The organism is Asticcacaulis sp. AC460, assembly GCF_000495795.1.
Classification (GTDB): Bacteria; Pseudomonadota; Alphaproteobacteria; order Caulobacterales; family Caulobacteraceae; genus Asticcacaulis.
In genome coordinates, this window is the sequence record NZ_AWGD01000010.1 from 133350 (window position 1) to 143607 (window position 10258).

The 10258-nt window shown below is 60.3% G+C and carries 13 protein-coding genes; 10 read left to right on the top strand and 3 right to left on the bottom strand.

Annotated features, from left to right (window positions below; translation table 11 throughout):
* The first annotated feature begins 9 nt into the window (after positions 1-9).
* Positions 10-822: a sugar phosphate isomerase/epimerase family protein gene (locus ABAC460_RS31330; protein ID WP_023452583.1), complete on the top strand. Its 813-nt coding sequence runs from the start codon at positions 10-12 to the stop codon at positions 820-822.
* A gap of 91 nt (positions 823-913) precedes the next feature.
* On the opposite strand, the gene ABAC460_RS50360 is transcribed toward ABAC460_RS31330, so the two are convergent.
* The gene (locus ABAC460_RS50360; protein ID WP_023452584.1) at positions 914-1081 is read right to left on the bottom strand and encodes a hypothetical protein; all 168 of its coding nucleotides are present in this window, start codon (positions 1079-1081) and stop codon (positions 914-916) included.
* Positions 1082-1496: 415 nt separating this feature from the next.
* On the opposite strand from ABAC460_RS50360, the gene ABAC460_RS31335 reads away from it, so the two are divergent.
* The 9 genes from ABAC460_RS31335 to ABAC460_RS31370 all read left to right on the top strand — a co-directional run bounded on the left by ABAC460_RS31335 (position 1497) and on the right by ABAC460_RS31370 (position 8898).
* The gene (locus ABAC460_RS31335) at positions 1497-1790 is read left to right on the top strand and encodes a DUF883 family protein (protein ID WP_023452586.1); all 294 of its coding nucleotides are present in this window, start codon (positions 1497-1499) and stop codon (positions 1788-1790) included.
* A gap of 121 nt (positions 1791-1911) precedes the next feature.
* The gene (locus ABAC460_RS31340) at positions 1912-2325 is read left to right on the top strand and encodes a hypothetical protein (protein ID WP_023452587.1); all 414 of its coding nucleotides are present in this window, start codon (positions 1912-1914) and stop codon (positions 2323-2325) included.
* A gap of 117 nt (positions 2326-2442) precedes the next feature.
* A complete protein-coding gene (locus ABAC460_RS31345) occupies positions 2443-4305 on the top strand; it encodes a sensor histidine kinase (RefSeq protein WP_023452588.1) in 1863 nt (620 codons plus the stop codon).
* Positions 4302-4760 (top strand): response regulator, encoded by a 459-nt coding sequence (locus ABAC460_RS31350; protein ID WP_023452589.1) that lies wholly within the window; start codon positions 4302-4304, stop codon positions 4758-4760. The genes ABAC460_RS31345 and ABAC460_RS31350 overlap by 4 nt, the downstream gene beginning before the upstream one ends.
* Positions 4753-6363, top strand: coding sequence for a hybrid sensor histidine kinase/response regulator (locus ABAC460_RS31355; protein ID WP_023452590.1), 1611 nt, complete (start codon positions 4753-4755; stop codon positions 6361-6363). Before ABAC460_RS31350 ends, ABAC460_RS31355 begins: the two co-directional genes overlap by 8 nt.
* A 499-nt stretch (positions 6364-6862) precedes the next feature.
* The gene (locus ABAC460_RS31360; RefSeq protein ID WP_235075771.1) at positions 6863-7405 is read left to right on the top strand and encodes a hypothetical protein; all 543 of its coding nucleotides are present in this window, start codon (positions 6863-6865) and stop codon (positions 7403-7405) included.
* A 16-nt stretch (positions 7406-7421) separates the two neighbouring features.
* The gene (locus ABAC460_RS49580) at positions 7422-7595 is read left to right on the top strand and encodes a hypothetical protein (protein WP_162150298.1); all 174 of its coding nucleotides are present in this window, start codon (positions 7422-7424) and stop codon (positions 7593-7595) included.
* A gap of 5 nt (positions 7596-7600) precedes the next feature.
* Positions 7601-7915, top strand: coding sequence for a hypothetical protein (locus ABAC460_RS31365; RefSeq protein ID WP_031236517.1), 315 nt, complete (start codon positions 7601-7603; stop codon positions 7913-7915).
* 236 nt (positions 7916-8151) lie between these two features.
* Positions 8152-8898 carry a sensor histidine kinase gene (locus ABAC460_RS31370; RefSeq protein WP_031236518.1) on the top strand — a complete coding sequence of 249 codons (747 nt, stop codon included), beginning with the start codon at positions 8152-8154 and terminating at the stop codon, positions 8896-8898.
* A 92-nt stretch (positions 8899-8990) separates the two neighbouring features.
* Here ABAC460_RS31370 and ABAC460_RS31375 read toward each other — a convergent pair whose 3' ends face one another.
* Positions 8991-9173 (bottom strand): DUF1328 domain-containing protein, encoded by a 183-nt coding sequence (locus tag ABAC460_RS31375; protein WP_006273738.1) that lies wholly within the window; start codon positions 9171-9173, stop codon positions 8991-8993.
* 197 nt (positions 9174-9370) lie between these two features.
* Complete coding sequence (locus ABAC460_RS31380) at positions 9371-10093, bottom strand: response regulator (protein WP_023452596.1); 723 nt, start codon at positions 10091-10093, stop codon at positions 9371-9373.
* Positions 10094-10258: the final 165 nt, after the last annotated feature.

Genomic DNA, 10258 nt, shown 5'->3' on the forward strand with positions numbered 1-10258 from the left:
GATAGTGCCATGAACGCCTTTACCCCTTCACGCCGCGGTTTCCTGGTGGGAGCGGCTGCGCTCGGCCTGGCCGGTGCTGCTCAAGCCCGGCCGTATCAGAATATCGGCGTGCAACTATATACCGTGCGCGATGCCTTCAACGCCGATCCTCTGGCCACCCTGCAAAAGTTGAAGACCATCGGCTTTGCTGAGGTCGAGACCGCCGGCCTGGCCGGGCGCACAGCGAAGGAAATCCGCGGCTTCCTCGATCAGGTCGGGTTGAAGGCGGTGTCCAGCCACGTCCCGCACGACGACTGGTTCACCCGCACCGAAGCGGCTCTGGACGAGGTCGCGACTCTGGGCGGCACCTACGCCGTCCTGCCATGGTTGTCGCCGGACCGCCGTAAGGACTGGGCCAAGCTGGGCGAGCAGATGAACGGCTGGGCCGACCTCGCCAAGCCGCGCGGCATTACCGTGGCCTATCACAACCACGACTTCGAGTTCGCCAAGACGGAGAGCGGCGAACTGCCGTTCCATATTCTGCTGGAAACAACCGATCCCGCCAAGGTGGCGATCGAGCTGGACTGCTACTGGGCCAGCTTCGCCGGCCACGACCCGATCCATGTCCTGCATGAGCATGGCGATCGCATCAAGGCGCTGCACCTGAAGGACAAGAACGCGGACGGCAAGATGACGTCGGTCGGTTCGGGTGTCATCGACTATGCGAGCGTGTTAAAGCTTGGCAAGGAAAAGGGCGTGACCAACGTCTTCGTGGAACACGATAACCCCACCGACGCCTTCGCCAGTATCAAGGCGAGCTATGACTATCTGACCAAGGCCTAGGTCTGCCATCCGCATAAAAAACGCCCTCCGGCCAGGGAGAAGCCGAAGGGCGAGTGTGCGGGAGGATAGATACGCGTACTCAGGACAAAACTTACTTTTCCGAACCCGGAACCGACGTCTTGGGCAGCTTGCCGTTGCCGATACGGCCTTCGTTGCGCAGCGCCCGGCCCTTATCGGCCATCTTGTCATTGTGAACGGCTTCGCCCAGTTCTTCCTCGGCGGCGCCAACGGTTTCCTTGATGCTCGACTTGATCGACATGGTTCATACTCCTGGTGAAAGAAGATGCCGCACGCTGTGCAGCGGCGACTGAAAACAGCCTACCAGCCCCCGCATAAGTTTGATGCGCGCAGTCCTTGCCTCGCGCGTAAAGATCGGATCAAAGCCCCTCAGAGCCGCCAACCTGTGGACAAATCCTTTATATTATAAGCTTTCGGGGCATCTTTATGCTGCCTTTATAAAATCCGCTGACGTCCACATGGCTTCCTTAAACACGATGCCCCAATCTAGCATCATCACGTCCACGGTTTCCGGCGCGGCACAGTCCGGGGCTCTTTACCGCCCCCCCTAGCCTAAGACCTCGGATTATACGCCGTGCAAGCAATCCGTGGACGTGAGCCCTTTTTCCTCCCCCGAAAAACTGACCTCCCCCTTTTGTTTGTACAGGAGATGAACCATGCTTTCTTCCGCGACCAAGGCCGCCGCCAACGTCACCAAAAGCCTGGCTGAAAACGACATCCGCAACGCTGCCCGCGACACCGAAAACACCGGTCGCGACATCCTGCATAATGTCAGCGACTATGCCCAGGACGCCGGCCAGAAGGTCCGCGGCTTTGTCGACAAGACCGTCGATCAGACCCGCAGCACCACGGACAAGGTGACCCACGAAATCAAGTCCAACCCCATTCGCTCCAGCGCCATCGCGCTGGGTGCCGGTTTCATCCTCGGCGCCCTGCTGGCGCGCCGGTAATCTTTTAAGTTCGCATCGGGTCATCAGGCCCCCCCGAGTGATAACCCGATGCCGGAGCGGAGTATGGTGTCCTGGCCATGCTCCGCTCCCGAATTTTCTTAAATCCCATTGAGAGAACACGATGTCGGTCATTATGCGGCTTCTGGATCTGCTTTCGGCCAGCCATAAACTGAAAGATTCCAAACCGTACGTGATGCGCGCCCTGGCCGGCATGGCCATTTTCGTGACGCTCAGCGTGTTTGCCGCCCTGATGACCGCGCTTCTGATTGCCTCGCTCATGTGGCTGATCTATGCCGAAATGCTGGCCGCCGGCGTCGGCAGCGCCATCGCCGGAACCCTGGTCGCCGGTCTCAGCCTGATCACCATCGGCCTTACCGCCTTTGCAGCCCTTCGCACCTGGGCCGCCGTTCGCGCCGATATCGACCTGGTGTTCAATGCCCAGACGCCCATGGTTGGTAAGGTCGCCGACAGCGTTACCAGCGTCGCCGGGGCGTTCATCAACGGCCTTCGCCGACGCCAGCCTGAAAAAGCGTAGACTTTACAAGGTTTTTATTTTCAAATCGGCTCAGCTTATTGTCCGTTTACAGCCCTGCCGATAGGGTGCAGGGTGGCTGCGTGACGCCGCAATCACGAAAAGCTGGCCGGACCAATCATGCGCTTGCCCTGGGGAATTACCGTCAAAGAGGTCTATCTGGCCTTCTTCGCCGTGATCGCCATTGCCCTTTGCGGTTTCATCATGGTCATCTACGGCCAGTACGAGCGCGTGCAGCAGTCTCAGAAATACACCATCTATCAGTATGAAAATATCCGCCAGAGCCGGATGATCCTGAGCGATGTCATCGACATGGAAACCGGCGTGCGCGGCTTCGTCATGTCCGGCCAGCCGCGCTTCCTCGAGCCCTATGACAAGGCCAATGCCCGGCTGCGCGATGAGATTTTCGCCCTGCGCAACCAGACCTATTACGAATCCAACTCGTTTGCCGAGACCAATGCCTGGCTGGAACAGATCGAAGCCATCCAGACCCTGCTGGCCAAACAGGTCACGCGGGTGAAGGCCCAGGGCCGCAGCGCCATATCGTCCGCCGAGATGGAGCAGGAGGTCCAGCAGATGGACCGCCTGCGCACCACGGTCGAGGCCGCGGTCGACAAGCGCCTGGTCCTGTTGCGCCAGCAGGTCGAGCTGGTCGACCGGCAGCGCAACAACTTCCTCTATATCCTGATCTTCGGCGCGGTCCTGGGGGTCGGCATCCTGCTGGCCGGCACGGTGCTGATCATCCGGCTGGAAAGCGAAAAGGAAAAGGCCGAGGACGAGAATCGGCGCTCCGAATCGCGCTTCCTGGCCGTCATGAACGGGGTCAATGACGGCCTCTACGAACTCAACTTCGTCAACGACTCGATGTTCATGTCCAGGGAATTCAAGGCCATGCTGGGCTACGACGAGGACGAGCTGGAAGAGACGGCCGAAACCGCCATCAATCTGATCCACCCCGACGATGTCGAAGGTTCCCTGGAGGTTCGGCGCGACTACATCACCAAGAAGACGCCCTTCTACAGTAACGTGTTCCGCATGAAGCACAAGGACGGCACCTGGCGCTGGATCCTGTCGCGCGGCATCGGCACCTGGGACAAGTTCGGCCAGATCCGCAGCCTGATCGGCACCCACACCGACATCAGCGAGCAGAAGGCGCGCGAAGAGGACCTGCGCCAGCTCAATGCCGATATGGAAGCCTTCACCTATATCACCTCGCACGACATGCGCTCGCCCCTGGTCAATCTGAAGGGGTTCTCGCACGAGCTGGCCATCGCCGTGCACGAGGTTAACGAGCTGCTGGAGCCCAAGAAAGACCAGATCGGCGCGCCAACCTGGGCCAAGCTGGAGACCATCCTCAAGCACGACGTCCCCGAAGCGCTGGGCTTTATCGGCAATGCCGTCGACCGCATGGACACCCTGACGACGGCCATCCTGGACCTGTCGCGCATCGGCAAGTACGTCTACCATGACGAAAGGGTCAATGCCCGGGACGTCGTCGACACCTGCCTGGGTGCCCAGAGCTACGAGATTACGAACAAGGGTGTCGAGGTCAAGGTCGGCGCCCTGCCCGAAATCGTCACCGACCGCTCGGCCCTGGAACAGATTTTTTCCAACCTAATCGACAATGCGGTCAAGTATCTGCGCTCAGACGAGCCCGGTCATATCGAGATTACCTGCCACGAGACCGGCCGCGACTACATTTTCTCGGTCCGCGACAATGGCCGCGGCATTGCCCCGGAAGACAGTGACCGTGTGTTCAACATCTTTCGCCGCGCACGTAATACCGGCGATGTCCGGGGCTTGGGCATCGGCATGGCCTTCGTCAAGGCGTCGTTGCGGCGGATGTCCGGCGCCATCTGGTTCGAATCGGCGCTGAACCGCGGCACCACCTTCTATTTCAGCCTGCCCAAGAAGACGCTTGAGATCGCCCGCCCGCCGGCGGAGGCACGTAAAGCGGCCGGGACGAAAGGCGGCCGCGGATGATCGAGCCCTACGCTGCGCCCTTTACCGTGGTGATGGTCGAGGACGATCCCGGCCACGCCGCCCTGATCCGCCGCAACCTGCAACGCGGCGGCGTGATCAATCCGATCACTCTGCTGAGCACCGGCACCCAGGCGATCGACTATTTCTTCCCCGAATCAGGCGCCCCGCAGGATCACGCGGACACCGTGCTGATGCTGGACCTGAACCTGCCCGATATCGACGGATTCGAAATTCTTCGCCGGCTGAAGGGTGATGAGCGGACAAAGATGATCCCCGTGGTGGTGCTGACCACCACAGACCACCCGAAAGATATTGACCGGTGCTACGCTTTGGGGTGCAATGCGTTTATGACCAAGCCGGTCGGCTACGAAGCCTTCTCGGAAGCGATCCGTAAACTGGGCTTGACGCTGACCGTCGTACGCGTACCCCACATCTCCGACGACCAACATGCCTGATACCACCAACACCACGGGACGTGCCACGACGCACCACGCCATGCACCGCATCCTCTATGTCGAGGACGATGCAGCGCTGGCGCGTCTGTTGCAGCGGCGGATGGAGCGCGCCGGCCTGACCGTCGACACCGTTGAAACCGCTGAGGCCGGGCTGGAGGCGCTGAAGGCCGCCAGCTATGACCTCGTCCTGGTCGACTACAACCTGCCGGGCATGAACGGGCTGGAGCTGCTGGACCACCTGGGCCGGATGCCGCAACCGCCGCCGGCCGTTATCCTGACCACGGGCGGCGATGAACGCATCGCCCTGGAAGCCTTGGAAAAGGGCGCCGCCGACTACGCGGTCAAGGACGTCAACCAGACCTATCTCGACCTGCTGCCGGCCATCATGACCTCGGCCTTCACCAAGGAGCGGTTGCTGCGCGAGAATGCCCAGCAGCGCGACGAGCTGCAGCACGCCAAGGAGCGCGCCGAGGCCGCCAGCCAGGCCAAGAGCCGCTTCCTGGCGACCATGAGCCACGAAATCCGCACGCCGATGAACGTGGTCACCGGCCTGGCCAGCGTGCTGGCCAAGTCACCGCTGAACGACGAGCAGAAGAAGATCGTCGATACCCTGCGCACCAATGCCGACCTGCTGCTCAAGCTGATCAACGACCTGCTCGACATCAGCCGCATCGAAGACGACCATATCGACCTGGAGCAACTGCCGTTCGAGGTCGCCGCCATCCTGCGCGACATCCGGGTGATGTTCGAACAGGACATCGCGCGCAAGGGGCTGAGCCTGCAGCTGGAGGACAAGTCGCACGGCGCCGTGGCGCTGGGTGACCGGACGCGGCTGCAACAGGTCCTGATGAACCTGGTCAGCAACGCACTGAAGTTCACCGATTCGGGCGAGATCACCCTGCGCGCCGAAACCACGCCTGACGGCGACGACCATCTGATCCTGCATATGAGCGTCAGCGATTCCGGCATCGGCATCGAACGCGAGAAGCTGCCGCTGATTTTCGAGAAGTTCACCCAGGCCGATGAGACCATTACCCGGCGCTATGGCGGTTCGGGCCTGGGCCTGTCGATCGCCCGCTCGCTGGTCGAGCTGATGGGCGGCGATATCCGCGTCGAAAGCCGCCCTGGCGAAGGTTCGGTCTTCCACGTCACCCTGCGCCTGCAGCGCGGCTATGCCCGTGAAACCATCGACGAGCCGGAAGCTCCGCGCCGCCGGCCGCTGGAGGGCGAAGCCAAGCCGATGGTGCTGATCGTCGAGGACTATGCACCCAACATCATGGTGCTGTCGCTGATGCTGGAGGAGCTGGGCTATGATGCCCTGGCGGCGGCATCGGGCGTCGAAGCCATCCACATGGTGCGCGAGCGCGACGATCCTTTCCATGCCATCCTGATGGACGTGCAGATGCACGGCATGGACGGTCTGGAGACCACCGGCTGCATCCGCGAGCTGGAGGACGAAGACGCGCGCAACATCATCATCGGGGTGACGGCCCATGCTTTGGCCGGCGACCGCGAACGCTGCCTGGCGGCGGGGATGGACGACTATATATCAAAGCCGGTCCTGCCCGATATACTGGCGATGAAACTGGGCCAGATCCGGTAGGGCAAGAAACGGAATTCCGATAGCCGAATCTCCCGCGCGAAGCGCCTTGATGGCTTGATGGTTCAAGTGATGCCCTGGCGTATCTTCACCCGGAATTCCGTGACTTCCGTGCACGCCGCCACAGGCGGCGCTTCAGTGTTTTCCGTGTTCCTCTTAAAAGCTTCCGGCTTACCTGAGGCTTTTAAGAAGAACACGGAAAACACAGAGGCCGCTGCGCGGCGACACTGAAAACACGGAAATTCAGGACAACCGACATCTTTCAGGGCAGGTAATGTCTGTCAGGCAGTAAGGCGCTTCGCGCGGGATGTGCGGCACCCGGAATTCCGCTTCTTTCCGTTCCTGTCTGTGCGTTCCGTCGCTTGATTCTACGGACCTGTCCGAACCTTACCGGCTCCTTACGGGGCCGAAGCGGCTTCGGCACTGCGCACTTGCAAGCGTTGGAATAACGTCACCTCAACCGGGGCGTACATAGCCCCCTAAGAAGGAGGCGATGAACGCCATGGCCGATCAAACCGACCAAAACCTGAACGCCGCTGCCCCCGCGACGTCCCATCTCGAAGAGGTGGAAAAGGTCTCGCGCGACCTGCGCAAGCTGCTTGATGGCTGCGAAGGCGCCCGCCTGAAGGCCGACGTCAAGGCCCAGATCGAAAGCCTTACCGCGTGGACCGACACCTATCTCGACGGTCTCAACGCCGTCCAGAAACTGACCGAAAACGGCCTCGGCACCCTGCATGACGCCCAGAAGGAACTGGCGCTGTGCCTGGAAGAATATCTCCGCCTGGAAGATGAAGGCGGCAATCCCGCCACCAAGGACCAGCAGCACCGCACCGACGAGGTCTCCCGGGCGCTGCGCCGCATCAACATGCTGATCCCGGCCTTCGACTCGACATTCGCCGATCCCGGCCAGCCGGCGCCCGATCCGGTGCCGGAACCGGCCCAGCCCGAAGTGCCGTCGCAACCTGACCAGCCGGAAACCTCTCCGGACCTGCAACCCGATATTCCCCCCGTCACACAACCCGAAATGCGCAGTAACGCTGCCTGATGTGAGGACCGCTATGATGAACGCTCATGTTGTTCCCTTCCCCACCCGCAAGGCCCCGGCGCCGTTGCACCGCGCTTCGCTGGACGGTGAATTCTACGAAGACGACCTGCCGCCGGAACTGTTCGACGAGGACGAAGATCGCGACGACCTCGTCACCTACATCCAAATCGCCGAACACGTCGAGGATTGAGGAACATGACAACGACACGTGGTTCCCCTCTGGCAAAGATTCTCCTGGTGATCCTGGTGGTCATCCTGGTCATTGCCGGCATCTGGTATTTCAACAAGAACAACTCGACTACGGTCGGCGAGCATGTCGGTGAGGTCATTGACGCAGTTCCGGCCGCTGCCGGCAAGGCCATCGATGAGGTTAAGGACAGCGAAACCTTGTCCAGCATCGGCGACGACCTGGAAAAGGCCGGAGACAAAGCCGGCAAGGGCCTCGAGAAGGCCGGCAAGTCGACCTCCAGTGCGGTGTCGAAAGCCACCGACGGCAATGACGCAACCTGAAAGGACAAGGACTGATGAAAGGCATTTTATTGTGGCTGGTGGGCGTGCCGATCCCCGTCATCATCCTGCTCTATCTCTTCGGAGTCATGCGGTAATTCCATACGATCGATGCCGCGATTTTCCCCCTGATTGCGGCGGATGATCCATAGACGGGAGCAAGGCGTAAAACCTTGCTCCCGCTTTTTTTCTTTTGTGATTGCGGTGGCGCCGGCCGCATATTCGAGTTAGATAACATCATGCCCGCCAACGATATGTCTTCGCCGTCGCACGACCAGATCCGCGAATATCTGCACCGTCAGATGCTGTCTTCGGTGTCGCATGACCTGAAGACGCCCCTGGCCACCATTATCGGCTCGCTGGAGGTCATGACCCTCCTGGACGCGAAGCTGTCCGAGGAAAAGCGGCGCACCCTTGTCAGTTCGGCGCTGACGGAAGCCTTCCGGCTCGACTATTTCATCACCAACATCCTGGACATGGCCAAGTTCGAGGCCGACGCCGTACGGCCGCGCTTCGAGTCGTCGCGCCTGGGCCAGATGATCCAGGATTCGCTGTCGCGACTGGGACCGCTGAAGACCCGCGGCGAACTCGAGATTACCCCTGTCGGTACCCAGGATGAGATCGTCACCGATCCGATGCTGGGGGCGCGCGCCATCGGCCTGGTGCTGCACAATGCCTTCAAGTTCGGCGGCCGCAAGGCCGGCAAAGAACCGCCTCTGGTCGAGGTCGCCTACGGCATGAAGGACGGTTACGGCTTTGTGCGCATCCGCGACCATGGCGAAGGCATCCCCGACGATCAGCAGGTAGCGGTGTTCGACAAATATACCCGGCTGCAGAAGTCTGATCAGCAGGCGGCCGGCACGGGCCTCGGCCTGACCATCTGCCAGCACATCATGCGGCTTCTGCACGGCCGGATCGAGCTGAGCAACCACTCCGAAGGTGGAGCGGTGTTTACGCTGATCTACTCGGATAACCGTAAGTCGTAAAACTGCGCTTCCCCTGCGCGGCAGTATCCGTATCGGGCAACAAAAAACCGGCCTGTTGAGGGCCGGTTTTTCCGTTCTGGCTTTGACAGCCGTTACAAGGGTGGATTGGCGCTGCGGCCGGTGATCATGCGATAGACAAGGCTGGCGATAAACAGCACCACGAAGATCACGGCGATGAACTTGGCGATTTCGGCAAAGGTGCCGGCCAGGCCGGTAAAGCCGAAGAAGGCGGCAACCACCGCCAGAATAAAGAAAGTCACAATCCAGTTTAACATGGTCTTCTCCTGTCAGGCTCCGGCCTGGAGCCGGGAGTCATCCTCAGGTTAGGCGAGCGGCGATAAATATACAAAACCGAGTCGCGGCCGCAAAATAAGAAAGATATCAGGGCCATTATGCGAAACCAGAGCATTAAAAAACCAGGGCCGGCAACCTGCCGAACCCTGGTTTTCCACCATCACGTTTTTTGTAGAACTTAAGCCTGCTGGACCTTTTCCGGTTCCGGATTGATCAGGTCCATGCGGTAGCCGATGCCGGATTCCGACACGATCGACTTGCCCAGGCCAGGCCGGGTTTCCAGCTTGTCGCGAACCTGGCCGATATAGACGCGCAGATACTGCGTGTCTTCCAGGTGGGCCGGACCCCAGACTTCCTTGAGGATCTGCTTGTGCGTCAACATGCGGCCACGGTTGACCAGGAAGAAGCGCAGCAGATCGTATTCTTTGGGCGTAAAGCCGATACGCTCGCCGTCGATAAAGACTTCGTGGCGAACCAAATCCATACGGATCGGGCCATGGACGATTTCGGGCTCGCCGACTTCCTTGACCGCCGACTTGCGCAGGTTGGCGTTGATGCGCGCCAGCAGGACCTCGGCCGAAAACGGCTTGGTGACATAATCATCGGCGCCGGTGTTCAGCGCCGGCGCGGCGTCGGCATCTTCGGAGCGGGCGGTCAGCACCACAATCGGTACATTGGACCACTCACGGATCTTGGCGATGACCTCCTTGCCGTCGATGTCGGGCAGGCCCAGGTCGAGCAGGATGAGGTCGGGGCGAACCGAGGCCGACAGGCGCAGAGCCTGTTTGCCACTATCGCACTCGCAGACCTTGAAATCGGCGGCTTCCAGAAAAATGCTCAGCATTTTGCGGATTTCGTCTTCATCATCCACAATCAGAACTGTGTTTTTCTTTTCCAGCATTTGACGTCCCAGAATGGTAAAATATGCACGTCCCCGGATGACGGAAAAATGTCAGAACCGCCCCGAAGAATATGTAACATGTAGGAGGTCAAAAATAAAAAATAAATGCGAGCCTCAAATAGGGAGAATGAAGGGCTTCCTTCTCCTCTCCACGAAGTGGGGAGG

Excerpts from the sequence above, each read along its gene's own strand:
- ABAC460_RS31365 (WP_031236517.1), top strand. The coding sequence starts at position 7,601 with ATGACAACGACACGTGGTTCCCCTCTGGCAAAGATTCTCCTGGTGATC.
- ABAC460_RS31350 (WP_023452589.1), top strand. The coding sequence starts at position 4,302 with ATGATCGAGCCCTACGCTGCGCCCTTTACCGTGGTGATGGTCGAGGAC.
- ABAC460_RS31370 (WP_031236518.1), top strand. The coding sequence starts at position 8,152 with ATGCCCGCCAACGATATGTCTTCGCCGTCGCACGACCAGATCCGCGAA.
- ABAC460_RS31380 (WP_023452596.1), bottom strand. The coding sequence starts at position 10,093 with ATGCTGGAAAAGAAAAACACAGTTCTGATTGTGGATGATGAAGACGAA.
- ABAC460_RS31340 (WP_023452587.1), top strand. The coding sequence starts at position 1,912 with ATGTCGGTCATTATGCGGCTTCTGGATCTGCTTTCGGCCAGCCATAAA.
- ABAC460_RS50360 (WP_023452584.1), bottom strand. The coding sequence starts at position 1,081 with ATGTCGATCAAGTCGAGCATCAAGGAAACCGTTGGCGCCGCCGAGGAA.
- ABAC460_RS31330 (WP_023452583.1), top strand. The coding sequence starts at position 10 with ATGAACGCCTTTACCCCTTCACGCCGCGGTTTCCTGGTGGGAGCGGCT.
- ABAC460_RS31375 (WP_006273738.1), bottom strand. The coding sequence starts at position 9,173 with ATGTTAAACTGGATTGTGACTTTCTTTATTCTGGCGGTGGTTGCCGCC.
- ABAC460_RS31360 (WP_235075771.1), top strand. The coding sequence starts at position 6,863 with ATGGCCGATCAAACCGACCAAAACCTGAACGCCGCTGCCCCCGCGACG.
- ABAC460_RS31345 (WP_023452588.1), top strand. The coding sequence starts at position 2,443 with ATGCGCTTGCCCTGGGGAATTACCGTCAAAGAGGTCTATCTGGCCTTC.
- ABAC460_RS31335 (WP_023452586.1), top strand. The coding sequence starts at position 1,497 with ATGCTTTCTTCCGCGACCAAGGCCGCCGCCAACGTCACCAAAAGCCTG.
- ABAC460_RS49580 (WP_162150298.1), top strand. The coding sequence starts at position 7,422 with ATGAACGCTCATGTTGTTCCCTTCCCCACCCGCAAGGCCCCGGCGCCG.
- ABAC460_RS31355 (WP_023452590.1), top strand. The coding sequence starts at position 4,753 with ATGCCTGATACCACCAACACCACGGGACGTGCCACGACGCACCACGCC.